The organism is Streptomyces sp. NPDC016845 (genome assembly GCF_044332585.1).
GTDB lineage: Bacteria > Actinomycetota > Actinomycetes > Streptomycetales > Streptomycetaceae > Streptomyces.
Genome location: NZ_JBIRPI010000051.1, coordinates 1 through 14,331 on the forward strand (window position 1 = coordinate 1; position 14,331 = coordinate 14,331).

Below are 14,331 nucleotides of genomic sequence, written 5' to 3' on the forward strand. Positions count from 1 at the left end.
TCCGAGTAGTCCTTCATCGCCATCGGCGGTCTTCTCGCTTCCTCCGGATCAAGCAGATCCAGTATCAGCGTGTCCACCACTCAGGGGGAGGCCCCCTCGTACGCGTCGCGGGCGGCCAGCAGGGTGGGCATGTGGTCCTCCGCCCAGCGCCGGCCGGCTGCGATGAGGTCGAGCAAGGTACGGCCCAGCGCGGTCAGTTCGTACTCCACTCTGGCGGGGACCTCGGCATAGACGGTACGGGTGATCAGCCCATCGCGTTCCAGTGCCCGCAGGGTTTGGGTGAGCACCTTCGGGGTGGGCGCACGCAGGGGGACCCGGAGCTCGGAGAACCGTCGTGGCCCCTGCTCCAAACAGAGAATGACCATGGCGGACCATTTGTCGCCGACCCGGATTGGGATCGCACTGCTCGGACAGGCCGGATGGAACATGTCGGGATCGAGCGGCTTCACCAGTACCCCCGCGGTAGCCAGATACCCTTGCAGTAACCATTATGTCCCGCACTACCTTCGCGTCGACGGCGCAACCGACCGCCGCCTCTCCGAATCACTGATGCGAGGGAAGCATGCGTGCTGTCCGATTCCACGACTACGGATCACCCGCCGTACTACGCGTCGACGAAGTGCCCGTTCCCCAGCCGGGCCCCGGGCAACTGCTGGTCCGGGTCACCGCCGCGGGCATCGGGTTCGCCGACGTCCAGATACGGGCCGGCCTGATGCGACAGACTGCTCTCCCCGGTCTGCCGATGCCGTTCTCGCCGGGCTTCGAGGTGGCGGGCACCGTGGCGGACGTCGGGCCCGGCGTCGATCCCGCAACGGTCGGCAGGCGGGTGGTGAGCACCACTTCTGGTGGCGGTTACGCCGAAATGGCGGTGGTGTCCGCCGCCGCGGCCCTGCCCTGCCCTGACGCCCTTGATGACCACCAGGCTCTGGCACTGCTGGGTCAGGGTTCGACCGCGGTCGGGGTGGTCCGGGCCGCCGCACTGCAAGCAGGCGACACCGTACTGGTCGAAGCCGCCGCAGGTGGTGTCGGCAGCCTTCTGGTGCAGTTGGCCAGGCACGCCGGCGCCACGGTGATCGGCGTTGCCCGGGGTGAGAGGAAACTGGCCGTGGCCAAGCGGCTCGGTGCACACACAGTGATCGACTACACCGCGCCGGACTGGCACGAACACGTACGCGACGCGGCACGCGGCAGCGTGCAGGTGGTCTTGGAGACCACGGGCGGCTCGGTATCACAGGCCGCGTTCGACCTGCTGGCCCCCGGCACAGGCCGCATGGTCATCTACGGCATGACCAGCGGGCAGGCACCGCGCTTCGACCCGCTCGCGGTGTATCACCGAGGCGTCTCCGTAATCGGATTCGCCTCCATGGCCCTGCCGGCGGACCATCAGACCCGACTACGCGACGAGGCATTCGCCCTGGCCTCCGACGGTGCACTCAAGCCGATCATCGGTGCCGTCCTGCCGCTGTCGAAGGCCGCCGCAGCGCACCAGGCCTTTGAGGAACGCACCACCATTGGCAAAACCCTCCTCACCCCCTGAACACCCACTATCGATGCGAGCCCCGCCGGGGCGCACCGACGAGGGTTCCGGCCTGCCGGTGACAACAGGCCTGCCTGTGTGACAACTACCGTGCTTCGGCTCACCTCGCGGGCCGACTTCCACGCCCAGGGGCCAACTCGTGCGCGCAAGGGCCAGGTAGCGCGCTCAGTCACAACTGCTCCGTCGCGCGGCGTCCCCTTCCTGTGGCGTGTTCGAATATGCGTTCGGTAATGTCTAGAGGAAGGAGGTAGCTGATGACGAGGACTGATGCCGGGGCGAGCGTGATGCATGTCCGTACGCCGGTGGGGCTTGCGGAGCCTGCCTACCGGGAGATGCTGGAACTGCTCACAGAGATCTCCCCCGTCGTCCAGGCCCTACTGCCCGGGGGAGGCCGCAGTGGTCGAGCTGCGCTGCGCTACCACGGTGTACCGGCGCTGCGCTTGTGCGAGCGGGCGCGGGTGCGGTCGCTCGCCCGGCTGTCGGTCGACCTGCGGATCGGGCTTGCCCCCACCTGGGCCGTGGCCACCACAGCCTCCGCGCAGGCCCCCGGGTACGGCGGGATCGTCGCCGTCGACCCGGAGCAGGTCGACGCCTTCCTGGCGCCCCTGCCCGCCTGGCACGAGGCGCGCGTCACCGCGGTCAACCCGGCCTACACCTCGCAGACCTGCAACCGGTGTGGCCACGTCGACGCCAAGAGCCGCCGCACCCGGGATCTGTTCACTTGCACCCGCTGCGGGCACGCCACCCACGCCGACATCGGCGCCGCTGTCAACATCAAACACCGCGCCCTGGCCGCCGACGAGAGCACTACGTCCGTCCGCCACGGCTCAGGACCGGGCACCCCTCGAGGAGCAGCGCTGCCCGGTCCTGATGTGTCGGCACCCAGGTATCGGCCGAGCGGATCCGGCTACGCGGTCCGTTTGCTCGACGCGGCGGCGGTCTGCAGCGGCAGCAGGGCCCAGACCTGGCGTCCTTCGGCGGTCATTTCCGTCCCGCAGCTGTCAGTACCCAGGTCCCGCAGGGCCGCCAGCATGTCGGCCGTCTCGCGCGCGGCGGTCTGCTGGTGGCTCAGGCACAACACGAGGGCCAGGCCGTTCTGTTCGGACAGGTGGAGACTGATGCGGCGGCCGCCGTCGGCGACCACCGTGGCGGCCAGTAGCCGCACCACCGGCTCGAGCTGCGCCGGGACGGTGAAGCCCCAGCCGGTCAGCTGCTCCGCCGTGTGCCGGGCGGCCTTGCCCGGCGTCCAGGTGGCCGACTCCAGGGACCAGGAGGCGCCACGCCGGTTGCGCATGACCGGATGTCCGGCCCGGCCGGCGCGCTGCGGCACGGGCAGACCGGCCAGGAGCTGTTCCTTGGTGGGCGGGTCGGGCGGCGGCGGGCTCGGCGGCTTCTTCGGAGGCGGCGGTGTCTTCGGTGGATAGTCGGGCCGCGGCTTGATCGCCTCTGGCTCGAGCGGCTGGTCCATGACGGCCTCCCCGGTCAGGTCTTCCACAGTAGGCCCGGCACGCACCGCCGAAGGCCGTGATGCCGTAACCGGCACCCGATTGCGTGGCGGGGCCGGCTCCCCAGCCTTGCCCTGGCCGGACTGCATAGCCCGGGGCGGCGCAAAAGGACGCTCATCCCTCGGGGATGATCAAGTGGTGACCGAACGCTGCCCATTGGGCACTGGCCCTGACCCCGCCGACGCGTGCCGCACGCGCGACACCGCCTCGCCGCGTGCCCAGCTCGCGGCCGAACGGCTCCCTGCCATCCCGGCCACCGAGCCGACGCGGTCCCCGGGAGCGGGGCGCCGCGTGCTCGGTACGGGCCCCGCCGCAACCGGGTCGATCCCCCGGTGACGGGCGTGCGGACGTAGTCCGGACGGGCCCGGTAGGCACTCGCGGGCCAGGGCGGCACGCGCCAGGAGCCGGCTCCATCGGTGCCGGGTGCCAACCTGCGGCTACCGTGCAGCACTTCCCGCGCGAGGACAGCGAGCGTCAAGGGTGCCGTGCGCCGCGCCCAACCATGGCGGCGTACGGCACCCGGCGCCCGCCAGGCGATGACCCAACGAGACAGCGGGCCGACAGGTCACCTCGCGCCCGCAGGGCGACGGAGGCGGCCGTGTAGCCCTGCACCCGAGCCAGCCCAGCACCAGGCACCGCGTTCTCATCCGAGTGTCAGTGGCGGAAGGCACGGTCGGGGTCACGGGCGCCTTCGGCTCGAAACGGCTCGAACCACTCATCGGCAGCCATGTTCACCATGCCCAGCGCCTGGTGGACCTCGCCTTCCGCATCTTCGATACCGTCGAGTCGCACGTCGAAAAGCATGAGCACGTCATGATCCTCAAAAAGCAGGTCCGAGACGCTGGACCAAGACCTTCACCGACCCCCGCCTCTGCGCGGCCATCGTCGACCGCCTCACCTTCAACGGCACCATCATCGAGACCGGCACCGACTCCTACCGCCTCGCCAGCACCCGAGCCCGAGCCGAAGAACCAGCCAAGGCCGTCTGACAGCTTTCCTGCAACCCGCCACCTTCCCGGGTGGCGGGGCGCCGACCAGCCGGTTGTCACTGGCCGATGGCACCGTCCTGCTCCAAGCCGTCCATGAACTGCTCGTGCACTCTCAGCTCACGCCCTCTGCCTGGGCTCGTCAGAACGACGGTCTTCGCCTCCGCGAGCGACGTGGGACCCGCCCCCAGCAGTTCACGCGTGATCACCACCGCATCAAGCACCTCGACCCTGCGCTCACTCAGCAGCCGCTGCACGGCAGCCATCCCGCCGTCCCCTGCCAACAGCGGCCGGCACTCGTCGACGAGCACTTCAAGGCGTGCCGTCCTCTCCTGGCTCAGCCCACTGATCGCCATCGCGCCTTTCCCTCCCTCGCAGATCCGAAGTCCTCCCTCGATCATCCCGGATGCTCGGACACCAGACTGCCTTCATTTCTCGGTTCTGGCACAGATCTTGGGGAGCGTCGCGGACGGTAACGGTGTAGTTCGATTCCAGCGAAGGGACACGAGTGGCGTTAACGGTCTGAACTGGCCCCACTTTTCCGACCCGAACTGGCCCCACCGGCGGGGCGCGCGGGAGCGTTCGGGGTTGTTCCGGCTTGAGTTGGCCCCAGCTTGGAGCTGGGGCTGGGAGGCTCGCGGTAGGTCAGCGTGAGGGGGCGGCGCCGGGTGGCGTCCTCGAAGGAAGAACTGTTCTTGCTGATCCGCCGGGACTCGTGGCAGCAGGGACTGTCGGTCCGCGTGTTGGCGTGCAAGTACCGGGTCCACCGTCGGCTGGTGCGCGAGGCACGGTGTTCGACCGTGCCTGCTCCGCGCCGGACGCCGCGACGGCATTCGCCCAGGCTGGAGCCGTTCAAGAAGACGATCGACCAGTGGCTGCTCGATGACCTGGATGCTCCGCCGAAGCAGCGGCACACAGTGAGAAGGATCCTGAGCCGACTTCAGAGGACGTTACATGGCCTTCCATCCCGATTGGTGCCAGAAGGGAACGGTCCCGTATAGGTGGTTGACCTGCGGTTTCATCAGGCAGATGTCACGAACCGTTCCGCCCGGAGCAGATCGTCACAGCCGTGCGGGCCGTATGCCCGGTTCGGGCAGGATTCGGAGTCGCGTCACAGCGTCATGAATTACTGCAAGTTGCCATATAACGCCCTCTCAGCAGGAGGCAGGCGCCGACATCGCCTACTCGACGGTGTGGGAGCTGCCTCGCCTGCCCTGCCCTCGCGTTCGGCCTCCGCGATCCGGTCGATGAGGTTGTCGCGGATGTCCACCAGTCGCGGCCGCTGGGCCGGGGCGGCCCGCAGAAGTGGGCACCGGATACAGCTGGTGCCGTAGGCTCGGCCGCAGCCGCCGAGAGCGACCTTGCGGTGTCCGAAGTGGCCGAGGAACTCCTCCCACTCCTCCTCGGTGGGGCTGCGGTATTCCTGGCTGGGCCGCAGGTCCCGGCGGCGGGCGATGAACGCCCGATGTCCGGCCAGGCCCGGCCCGAAGGATCCACATGATCGAGTGCGTCCGCGCGGTCCTGCTCACTCCCTCCGACCGGCTGCTGCTGATCCGCCGCACCTGGCCCGGCGGCATCCCTTATTGGACCCTGCCCGGCGGCCACGTCGAGCCTGATGACCTGGACCTGCGCGCAGCATTGACTCGTGAGGTCTACGAAGAGACTGGTGGCACCCCAGAGATCCTCGGCCGGCTGTTGACCTTCGACGACACGCACCAACGGGACCACGTCTACCTTGCCCGGATCACCGTCTGGTCCGAATGCAGCCGAACCGGGCCGGAGATCGACGACCCTGATCACGGCACCTACCAGCTCGACGAAATCCCCCACACCTCCGCAGCCCTCGATACCCTCCCGTTGCTCCCCGAGGCTGCCGCATCCTTTCTGCAACGGACGGCTGCAACCGTAAAGAACCTCACCATCCTTGCCGACCCGACGGCCCCGTGAGACCCCCCTGATGCCCATCCGCCAGCACCGCTGGGCCCAACTGACGCCGGAACTCGGGGCCATCCGGAACCGGAACAGCTCTCCCAGTTCGCTGCCCGTGGGGCCAGTTCAGGCCGGAAAAGTGGAACCAGTTCAGACCGTTAACGCCACACGAGGCCGGGTCCTTCAGCGTTCACGCATCCTGGTCCACCACCAGCCGTCCGTTGCCCACTCGATGTAGTTGGGCTCCGGCAGGGTGCGGCGCTCGAATTCCTCATCGATGCGCGTGATCAGTCGTTCCAAGTCCCGTTTGGCTCCGGGAGGAAGGTGCAGTATCGCCCGCTCCAGATCGTCACGAGCGTCTTCCACCTCTATCCCAGGCGAGCAGGCCTCGGAGGCGTTCAGGTAGCGGCCAGGTTGCTTGAAGGCCCACTCGAAGCGAGAGAGCGCATTAGCGACCGCGTTGGGCCACATCTCCTGGTCTTCGACCCGGCGGATCGCTGCACGAGTCCGCGCGGAGACACCGCGGACCCTCAGGACCGGATACTGCCATCGTGGCCGCCACCGCTCTGCACGGACGGCCTTGGGGCGCCTACGCGGCATCGCCCTTTCGGATCAACATGAGGCCATCCTGCCACGGCTGGTGTCACTGAGTGGTGTGCATCGTGAATTCGCAGGTCATGGGTCTGGTGTGAGCGATGGCTCGTGTACTCGCGCTGGTCAGTGGCCGATGGGCGTGGCCGTCGCCCGCTACGTCGTCGAAGCCGAACCCCTCGTCTCCATGACCCGCCAGGACCTGGTGGCAAGCGTCGCACCCGCCATCCAGCGCTACCTGACCGAACCGCCCGCCACCGGCTGAGCACCGAAACGGCTCACGCCCGCCGAGGGCCGGGTGATCAGCCGCGGCCCCGGCTGCGGCGGCGCTCCGAGGAGGAAGGAGTCAGGCCGCGCAGCCGGTCGCGGACCGCGCCGAGGGCGTCCGCGAGCGCAGCGGCCTGAGCATCGTCCAAAGCGTCGAACATGCCCCGCTCGACCACCTCGACATGCCCGGGCAGCACCTTCTCCAGCACCTGGCGTCCCTCATCGGTGATGACCGCGCTCACCGAACGCTCGTCCTCCTCGGACGGCTCACGCCGCAGCAGCCCGGAATCCTCCAGCTTGCCCGCCTGATATGTGAGCCCACTGCGGCTGTGCACCACCGTGTCGGCCAGATCCGTCATCCGCATCCGCCCCTGCGGAGCCTGCGCGAGCCGGGCCAGCAGGAAGAACTGTAGATAGCTGATGCCGCCCTCGCGCCGCAGCTGCTCCTCCATGAGCATCTCCAGCAGGCCGCCCGCTTCCATCAGGGCGAAGAACGCCTGTGTGCGCCGCTCGTCCAGTGCCATCGCCCCTCCAGTCCTTTTGTTTCCATCTGGAAGCATGTTACCGTCCAAAACTGTTTCCAATTAGGAACACCAGTCCGGGCGGCAACCGGCCGCACGGCCCCAGGAACGGAGAAACCCATGAAGGCAGTGCGCTACCACGCATACGGCGACAGCACCGTGCTGGCACTCGAAGAAGCACCCACGCCCGAACCCGGCCCCGGCCAGGTCCTGCTCAAGGTCACCGCGACCTCCTTCAACCCCGCCGACGCCATGCTCCGCGCCGGCTACCTCAGCGAGATGCTCCCCCTGGAACTCCCCCACACCCCCGGCGTGGACGTCACCGGCACCGTCGCCGCCACCGGCCCCGGAGTCACCGGCTGGACCGAAGGCACCGCGGTCGCCGCCTTCCTCCCGCTGAACGCCGCCGGCGCCTCCGCCGAATACGTGCTGGCCCCCGCCGACGTCCTCGCCGCCCTGCCCCAGGGCGTCGACCCCGTCGAGGCCGCCGCCCTGCCCGGCCCCGCCCTCACCGCCCACCAGGCGCTCTTCGAACACGCGGGCCTCAGCGAAGGACAGCGCGTCCTGGTCAACGGCGGCGGCGGAGCCGTCGGCGCCTACACCGTCCAGCTCGCCCACCAGGCAGGCGCCCACGTCACCGCGACCGCCGGCCCGCGCAGCGCCGAACGCCTACGCGGCTACGGCGCCGACGACATCATCGACTACACCACCACGCCCGTCACCGAAGCGGCCAAGGGCCCCTTCGACGTCGTCATCAACCTCGCCCCCACCACCCCCGAGGACACCGACGCCCTCGCAGCCCTCACGGCCGACGGCGGCTCCTTCATCACCGCCACCACCCCGCCCGCCACCGAGCCCGGCCGCGGCGTCAACGTCGTCCGCATGGCCGTCCGCAGCGACGCCGAACAGCTCACCAGCCTGCTCGCCCGCGTCGCCGCCGGCGAAATCCTCATCGACATCACCGACCGCCGCCCGCTCGCCGAACTCCCCACCGTCCACGCCCAGGCCGACCAGGGCGCCCTGCCGGGCAAGACGGTCATCACCCTCTGACCGAGAGTGCCCCGCGGTACCGCGCCCGCCCTTCCGGGAATCGGAGAGGCGGGCGCACCACCAACACCCTCGCCGAGGGCCTTCACATGCTGAAATCACCGCCTTCGCGGCGAACACTGACGCACCGGCGCCAGCAGGCTGAGCGCGATAGGTGGCTCAGACGGACAACTCAGATGCTCCGGCTTCCCATCCGTTACCGGGAGTACCACTCTGCATAGCCTTGGCCGTCGGCGATGGCAGTCTCGGCGACGTGCTCCAAGGCGCTCTGGTACGCCTCGGCGTTACCCGGTTCCTTCTGCCAGGCGCGGATGGCGACGGTGGATGACTGCAGCGAGCCCAGGGGGATTCCGAGGTAGAGGGCGGCGGAACGGCGGGAGCGGCCTGTGGCCATCTGCACGAGACGGATTGCTGCGTCCCTGCGCAGCTGCCGTTGCGGTGCATCAAGCTCGTCCAGCGGGGCGGCCCAGCGCTCGGGCAGGACAGCCGGGATGACGCGAGGGTCGAGCAGGCCCCGGTGAGAAGAGGGCTGAGGGAAGAGCGCGGGCTGTCCCGCAGCCTTGCGGGGAAGCCGGACGCTCCCACGGATCACTTCGGTCATGGCAGGTGAACAGTGAGGGGCATGCTGCCGGAGCCGGATGTGTGCGGTGCTGGTAGAGCTGAGGGCGGACAGGAGCCGAGCGAGCGTGCGGTGTCCGCTCGCGTCGTCGAGGATCGCTACGGTGAGAGCCATGAGGGTGGCTGCCGGGAGCGGGTTGGCCGGCGGGTGCCCAAAGGTGCGAGCCACCCGTCCATCGCCCAGTGTCCCTGTGCGATCGGGGTGGGCGCGGCGGAGAGCTTCGACATGCGTCGCGAGCGCGTCCATCGACCCGAACTCCTCGAAGGTGCCCTGGGCAAGGGGCCAACTGCCGCGGAGGGCTGTAATGGTCGCCCGGACATCGTTAAAGAACCGCTGAGCGGACACCCTCTGCCCAAGGCTTGCCACCTCATGTCCTGCCCCGGCTGTAGCCGCCTCGGCCAGTCGGCGGTGCGCGTGGGTCATGGCCGGGGTGGGTCGCTGGGGCGGCTCGCTGCACTCATCGAGGAGTTGGCCGCAGGCGGCGACCCGTCCGACGCCGGGACGATGACGGCAGCGTGCCGGGTGCAGACGCTGGGCCGGGGCGGGGACGAGCTGGGTGGGTCGCCATCGTCCGTCGGAGCGGTAGCCATTGGAAAACGCCGGCCCGCGGCAGGCGGGACATTGCCAGGCCAGAAGTCGGTTGTGCCGCTCGCAGAGGAAGGTGTGCGGGAGCCGCCAGGAGCCCTGCCAGACGGGGCCGCCGGGGAGCCGGGCGGTGTCGCTCAGGCAGTCGGGGCAGTAGCGGCTGAAGGCGGTAAGCACCCACCCGTCGTTGGCCATGGTGACGGGGCTCTGGTGTCGCCCGAGGTAGTCGAGGCGCAGGGGTGTGTAGCCGGGTGCTTGCCCGGCGAGGGTGAGTGCATGGACCTCGGCTGAGTGAAGGCGGCAGACGTTGGCAACCTGCTGGGCCTGGGTGTCGTTGAGGCGGACCAGGTGCCGGGCGGGGAAGATTGGGCCTGTGGTGAGGCCGCAGAGGTGGCCGAGCTCCAGCGGCGGAATGCTCAGCCGGTGGGCAAGGCGCAGGAGGTAGCCGGGCAGGATCTCTCCGGCTGCCGGATCGAGGCTTCGCGGCAGTGGAGCGGTCATGCCGTGTCCGGGGTGGGGCCGTGGTCGTCGAACGCGCCGTTGCGCCGACGGCGCGGCCGGGCGGGAACGGCGGGGATCTCGCCCGCGTGGGCATCGCGGCCGGTGGCATCGACGAGGGCGAGCGGGAGGCTGTTGAGGAGGGACTCGGTCAGCCGCTCGGTACCGCCGGCGATCGCCTCGGTGCAGCCGTCTTCAACGAGCCGCTCCAGCAGGCCGACGACGCCGTTGGTCCGGGCGTAGAGGTACTCGGGCATCGTGCCATCGGTGAGCATCCCGGAGCGGGCCTTGAGCAGCCGCAGGTGATTTTCGACGCCGGCGAGGTGCGCGGACCACGCGGTGATCTGCTCGGGGGTGTCGTAGCGGAACCGGTCGAGTTCGACGAGGTCGAAGCGGCGTTCGGTCTGGGTCGGCTCCCACCCGTTGACCGGCCGACGGCCCGGCCCATGGGCGGCGGCTCGGCCTTCGTTCATGAGGCCGGAGCCCGGGATGTCGACGCCGACCAGGACGAGGGTGACGTGCATGCTCATGAACGCGCGGATCAGGTCCAGGGTGTCCTGGTCGTCGGCACGGTGCATCCGCAGCCGGGTGATGTCGTCGAGGATCAGCACCTTCGTGCCGTGATCGGTGAGCGAGGCGGCGACTTGGGCGACCAGATCGGGCAGGTCCATCCGTTTCGTCGGGGCGCCGTAGAAGTCGAGGATCGCCTTGCAGGTGCTCTTGGGTTTCGCGGTGACGGGGGTCTGGACGTAGGCGACCGGCACCCAGGCATCCCGGGTGCCGGGGACCGTCTCGAGGTTCGTCTGGTGCAGTTCGCGCCAGGAGTCCTCGAACGCGGCGGCGATCTCGCACACAGTCTCGGTCTTGCCCTGGTATCCGCCGCCGGACACCATCACCCCGGACCGGGTAGCCGGCCGGGCCTTGAACGCGTTCTGCCGGATCCGGGCCGACAACAGCCGGTCCACCGCGCGGCTCATAGGCGTGCCCAGCAGTGGCAAGTTCGCGTGCGTGGCGGCCCGGGTCAGATCGTGCGCCGCCTTCGCTGCTGGCGAGAGGGTCCGCCACCGGGCCAGGGACAGGCGCGGTGCGGGCGTGAAGCCGTGACGGGCAAGCCGCCACGCTCCCCAGCCGACCAAGGTGTCCCGTACCGGGATGTCGCCCACCATCATGTTGTCCCCTCTCCACCGGCCGGACCGCTTCCGACACCGCCAGGATCGCGGTCGTCGGCCTGGTCGGATCTGGGCCTGGCCGACGGATAGAGGGGGCGGGAGCGTACGTCGTCAGCGAGCGCCCGCGCGGCCACTGGAGGTGTGCCACCCACGGCCGCATGGCGGCGCCGGGCGCGGTCGGCCGTGATCGCGTCTGTCACCTCCTTGCCCGGCTCTGCAAGGTGGATAGGGGCCAGCGGGGGCTGCTCGGCGGGCCGGTCGGTAAGAGAGGCCCGGGCGCGGGCAAGCTCACGGGCCCGGGCGGCCGCCTTCTTCCGCGCCTCGGGCCGGCCCGGCCAGGCTTCAACCGGCGTGACCGCAGCCAGCAAATCCAGCAGCACGGGCAGCAGCTCCGCGTCCGTGCGCGGCCGCAACCCTGCCCGAGCCGCCTCCTTGAGGAGCTCGCTCACCCGGGCGTCACCGAACGCGGGCACTTGCTCCCCCTCGGGCAGAGCATTCCACGGCAGAGCGTGCCAGGTGCCATCGAGCTCGATGAACACCTGCCGGCAGTCCCGCGGATCCCGGCGCACCGCCCACTTCCCCGCGTGCCGACCGCCGCGGGGCGCCGGAGCAACCCGGCACGGCTCCAGTTCCGGGCATCGCGCTCCGTACCAGAGGCCGCCCACCTTCACCCCGCGCCGGAGATCGACCTTAACGAAGTGCACCGGCAGCAGTTCGTAGTAGAGCTCCGGCAGGGGGATCTCCAGGCTGATGCCATCCCGCGCCGCAGCGGCGGCAAACAGGGTGTTCGGGCTGTGCCGGCCGGAGGGGTCCCAGGCTGGGGCGTGCTGGTCAAGGCGGCGGTTTTGCCACACCGCGACAATCCATGAGGCGAGCAGGTGTTCCATCTCCGCAACCGTCCAGGCCGCATCAGCCTCGGGGTCGGCGCCGCGGTCGGCGACGTCGATGCCGCGCCAGCCCGGCACAAGTTCCAGCAGTAGCGACTGAATCGCGGCGAACGCCCGCTCGCACGCTGCCTTGTCCGTCGGACGCATTGCCCGTGCCGGCAGCACATCCACGCCGAGCGTGCGGGCGACCTCGACCAGGTGATGGTTCTTGAACGCCGCTCCGTGATCGACGGTAATGGCCTCGGGAGTGAAGAAAGGCAAGCCTGCCACCGGCCCTCCTGCAAGCTCCGCCACCAGCGCAGCGGGCACCCCGGGGTAGGGCCAGGCCATGTCCTCGCCCCAGCCAGCGCGCATCGGTAGCGGCGACAGCACGTCCCGCAGCAGCATCGCTACCTCGATCGACGACTCCGCCACCGGCGTCAGCCTGAACGCCACGATCGAGTGCGTGTAAGCGTCCAACGCGATTGTCAGGTGCACCGTGATCGGGGTGCCGAAGACGTCGTCGAGAACTTTCACCGGCAACGGAGTCGAGTCCAGCACCACCAGCTGTCCCGGCCGAGAAGCGACCACCAGCCCACCGGCCGCCGCGGGGACGGCGGCGGCCGAGCGGACGTACCGCTGGCGGGCGCCTCCCGGCCCGAACCACTCCCGCCATACCCGCGCCAACGTCGTCCGGTGCGGCACCCGCACCACACGGTCCGGGAAAACCTCCCGCACATACTGATGGATCAACCGCTCCCGCGACGCCATGCTGATCCGCGACCGGCGCAGACACTGCTCGTGCACCGCCCGGATCGCCTCCTCCACCTCGGCGGTCACCGAGGGATGGCCACCGGCCTGGCGAGTCCACCGCCCGTCGGCTAACCCGACCAGCCCGTACTCCCGAAAGCGGGCGGCCATCCGCTTCAGCGTGCGTTCGCTTAACGACTCCAGCCCGAGCTGCGCAGCTTCGAGTTCCGACAGCCCGCTAAGTTCGACGACCTTGGACCGCCGACGCTCGCCGACGCCGGTCGTCACGGGATCGAACGCAGGCCGGGGCTCGCCCGGCCGGGCCCAGTAACGGCTGCCGCTGCGAAATCCGGTCTCGACCTCCATCACATGCTCCAGCCGAACCCGGGCCCGGCCCAGGTCATGCTCGGACAATTCCTCGATCAACGGCCGCCGTTCGCCTGATCCACCAGTCATGACGCCACCGGGTAGATGCACGTGCCGTCGCCGAGCGGACCGATCAAGTCGAAGGCCAGACGTCGCTCCCACAACAGGCGCAGCAAATGGGAACGGGCCAGCACCGGCCACCGCGTCGCCTCGACCAGTTCCCCGAAACGCCGAGGGCCGACCGCCGCCGCGAGCAGCTGCTCCTCCAGACCCAGCCGATTCGTACCCGGACGACGCGCACACGCCAGAGCCTCCACACTGCCCGCGACGCCGTCCCGCCAGCCCGTCACCACCAAGTACCGCCACCCGGCGGAAGCCGCGACGCGGCCGGTAGCAGCGAACACGGCGACGTCCGACTCCTTCACCAGGTGAGCAGGGCGGACGTCGATCAGCAGCGTCGGGCCCGCGGTGGCCACGAGGAAGTCCGGCACATGCTCCCGTCGGCGGCCCGAGTCGAAGAACCGCAGACTGAACGGCTGCGACAGTACCTCCCGGACTTGGCCGCAGAAGTCCAGGACGGTTAGCGCCCGGCGTTCGGCGAGACTCTCGAAGCCGTGTCCACGTCCGGTCGCCTCCATGAACGCCAGACCAGGGCGATGCCGCTGCCCCGAACGCCACGAGAACCATCGAACGGGCCTGGCACGCTCCCAGGGAAACAGGGCAAGATCGCGCACGGGGCAGACAACCTCTGTTCCGTCGACACGCCACGTCACAGCCCAGTGACCCGCCCAATCGGGCCTTGGATCAATGGCGTCCCCGCACGGCAGCACATACGGCGCCACCAGATCATCCAATTCACAGCTATGTGACCACACGCATCCCACGCCATCACTCGACATGCCACGAGGAAACCGAACGAGGCATCGCGAATCCGGCAGAACAGAAAAAAGAGCCTGATCAGGATGATCCACGCGCTACCCTGCGGGCCAACTATCTCGCTCTGAGTGGGCGTTAAGTCCGCTTCTTGTAGAGGCCCCGACCGGGCTGCGTGACGTGCCCTTGGCGTAGAAGACGGCCGAGGCGGGCGCGGGTGAC

13 protein-coding genes and 3 pseudogenes are annotated in these 14,331 nt (G+C 69.4%); 6 read left to right on the forward strand and 10 right to left on the reverse strand.

The features are described 5' to 3' along the window. Positions 1-80 precede the first annotated feature (80 nt). Positions 81-449, reverse strand: a complete 369-nt coding sequence (locus ACH4RC_RS41735) for a winged helix-turn-helix transcriptional regulator (RefSeq protein WP_398210210.1) — start codon at positions 447-449, stop codon at positions 81-83. 113 nt (positions 450-562) lie between these two features. Here ACH4RC_RS41735 and ACH4RC_RS41740 point away from each other — a divergent pair, with 113 nt between their 5' ends. Continuing rightward, positions 563-1,537, forward strand: coding sequence for a zinc-binding alcohol dehydrogenase family protein (locus ACH4RC_RS41740; protein WP_398210213.1), 975 nt, complete (start codon positions 563-565; stop codon positions 1,535-1,537). Positions 1,538-1,869: 332 nt separating this feature from the next. Then, a pseudogene (locus ACH4RC_RS41745) lies at positions 1,870-2,310 on the forward strand (zinc ribbon domain-containing protein); the annotation flags it as partial. Between the two features lie 134 nt (positions 2,311-2,444). Here the strand turns inward: ACH4RC_RS41745 and ACH4RC_RS41750 are convergent. Both ACH4RC_RS41750 and ACH4RC_RS41755 read right to left on the reverse strand, forming a co-directional pair. Further along, the gene (locus ACH4RC_RS41750) at positions 2,445-3,005 is read right to left on the reverse strand and encodes a hypothetical protein (protein ID WP_398210216.1); all 561 of its coding nucleotides are present in this window, start codon (positions 3,003-3,005) and stop codon (positions 2,445-2,447) included. A gap of 691 nt (positions 3,006-3,696) precedes the next feature. Continuing rightward, entirely contained in the window at positions 3,697-3,846 is a 150-nt protein-coding gene (locus tag ACH4RC_RS41755; RefSeq protein WP_398210218.1) for a hypothetical protein, read from the reverse strand. A 38-nt stretch (positions 3,847-3,884) separates the two neighbouring features. Here ACH4RC_RS41755 and ACH4RC_RS41760 point away from each other — a divergent pair. After that, positions 3,885-4,031, forward strand: a pseudogene (locus tag ACH4RC_RS41760) (ATP-binding protein); the annotation flags it as partial. Positions 4,032-4,087: 56 nt separating this feature from the next. On the opposite strand, the gene ACH4RC_RS41765 reads toward ACH4RC_RS41760, so the two are convergent. After that, a complete protein-coding gene (locus ACH4RC_RS41765) occupies positions 4,088-4,384 on the reverse strand; it encodes a hypothetical protein (protein ID WP_398210221.1) in 297 nt (98 codons plus the stop codon). 1,141 nt (positions 4,385-5,525) lie between these two features. Here ACH4RC_RS41765 and ACH4RC_RS41770 point away from each other — a divergent pair. Further along, positions 5,526-5,975, forward strand: coding sequence for an NUDIX domain-containing protein (locus tag ACH4RC_RS41770; protein ID WP_398210223.1), 450 nt, complete (start codon positions 5,526-5,528; stop codon positions 5,973-5,975). Between the two features lie 165 nt (positions 5,976-6,140). On the opposite strand, the gene ACH4RC_RS41775 is transcribed toward ACH4RC_RS41770, so the two are convergent. After that, positions 6,141-6,428 (reverse strand): hypothetical protein, encoded by a 288-nt coding sequence (locus ACH4RC_RS41775; RefSeq protein WP_398210226.1) that lies wholly within the window; start codon positions 6,426-6,428, stop codon positions 6,141-6,143. 256 nt (positions 6,429-6,684) lie between these two features. Between ACH4RC_RS41775 and ACH4RC_RS41780 the strand changes: the two genes are divergently transcribed. After that, positions 6,685-6,813 carry a hypothetical protein gene (locus ACH4RC_RS41780; RefSeq protein WP_398210229.1) on the forward strand — a complete coding sequence of 43 codons (129 nt, stop codon included), beginning with the start codon at positions 6,685-6,687 and terminating at the stop codon, positions 6,811-6,813. 37 nt (positions 6,814-6,850) lie between these two features. On the opposite strand, the gene ACH4RC_RS41785 is transcribed toward ACH4RC_RS41780, so the two are convergent. After that, on the reverse strand, positions 6,851-7,339 hold the full coding sequence (locus tag ACH4RC_RS41785) for a MarR family winged helix-turn-helix transcriptional regulator (RefSeq protein WP_398210232.1): 489 nt from the start codon (positions 7,337-7,339) through the stop codon (positions 6,851-6,853). Positions 7,340-7,456: 117 nt separating this feature from the next. Here ACH4RC_RS41785 and ACH4RC_RS41790 point away from each other — a divergent pair, with 117 nt between their 5' ends. Continuing rightward, complete coding sequence (locus ACH4RC_RS41790; protein WP_398210235.1) at positions 7,457-8,386, forward strand: NADP-dependent oxidoreductase; 930 nt, start codon at positions 7,457-7,459, stop codon at positions 8,384-8,386. Between the two features lie 1,258 nt (positions 8,387-9,644). Here the strand turns inward: ACH4RC_RS41790 and ACH4RC_RS41795 are convergent. From ACH4RC_RS41795 to ACH4RC_RS41810, 4 genes and pseudogenes are all read right to left on the reverse strand, one after another. Beyond that, positions 9,645-10,088 (reverse strand): annotated as a pseudogene (locus tag ACH4RC_RS41795) (TniQ family protein); the annotation flags it as partial. Further along, entirely contained in the window at positions 10,085-11,254 is a 1,170-nt protein-coding gene (locus ACH4RC_RS41800; RefSeq protein WP_398210237.1) for a TniB family NTP-binding protein, read from the reverse strand. The gene ACH4RC_RS41800 and the pseudogene ACH4RC_RS41795, both read right to left, overlap by 4 nt. After that, entirely contained in the window at positions 11,251-13,296 is a 2,046-nt protein-coding gene (locus tag ACH4RC_RS41805) for a transposase (RefSeq protein WP_398210239.1), read from the reverse strand. Before ACH4RC_RS41805 ends, ACH4RC_RS41800 begins: the two co-directional genes overlap by 4 nt. 26 nt (positions 13,297-13,322) lie before the next feature. Next, complete coding sequence (locus tag ACH4RC_RS41810) at positions 13,323-14,135, reverse strand: TnsA-like heteromeric transposase endonuclease subunit (protein ID WP_398210242.1); 813 nt, start codon at positions 14,133-14,135, stop codon at positions 13,323-13,325. Positions 14,136-14,331 lie beyond the last annotated feature (196 nt).

Excerpts from the sequence above, each read along its gene's own strand:
- ACH4RC_RS41740 (WP_398210213.1), top strand. The coding sequence starts at position 563 with ATGCGTGCTGTCCGATTCCACGACTACGGATCACCCGCCGTACTACGC.
- ACH4RC_RS41750 (WP_398210216.1), bottom strand. The coding sequence starts at position 3,005 with ATGGACCAGCCGCTCGAGCCAGAGGCGATCAAGCCGCGGCCCGACTAT.
- ACH4RC_RS41755 (WP_398210218.1), bottom strand. The coding sequence starts at position 3,846 with ATGCTTTTCGACGTGCGACTCGACGGTATCGAAGATGCGGAAGGCGAG.
- ACH4RC_RS41765 (WP_398210221.1), bottom strand. The coding sequence starts at position 4,384 with ATGGCGATCAGTGGGCTGAGCCAGGAGAGGACGGCACGCCTTGAAGTG.
- ACH4RC_RS41770 (WP_398210223.1), top strand. The coding sequence starts at position 5,526 with ATGATCGAGTGCGTCCGCGCGGTCCTGCTCACTCCCTCCGACCGGCTG.
- ACH4RC_RS41775 (WP_398210226.1), bottom strand. The coding sequence starts at position 6,428 with ATGTGGCCCAACGCGGTCGCTAATGCGCTCTCTCGCTTCGAGTGGGCC.
- ACH4RC_RS41780 (WP_398210229.1), top strand. The coding sequence starts at position 6,685 with ATGGGCGTGGCCGTCGCCCGCTACGTCGTCGAAGCCGAACCCCTCGTC.
- ACH4RC_RS41785 (WP_398210232.1), bottom strand. The coding sequence starts at position 7,339 with ATGGCACTGGACGAGCGGCGCACACAGGCGTTCTTCGCCCTGATGGAA.
- ACH4RC_RS41790 (WP_398210235.1), top strand. The coding sequence starts at position 7,457 with ATGAAGGCAGTGCGCTACCACGCATACGGCGACAGCACCGTGCTGGCA.
- ACH4RC_RS41800 (WP_398210237.1), bottom strand. The coding sequence starts at position 11,254 with ATGATGGTGGGCGACATCCCGGTACGGGACACCTTGGTCGGCTGGGGA.
- ACH4RC_RS41810 (WP_398210242.1), bottom strand. The coding sequence starts at position 14,135 with ATGTCGAGTGATGGCGTGGGATGCGTGTGGTCACATAGCTGTGAATTG.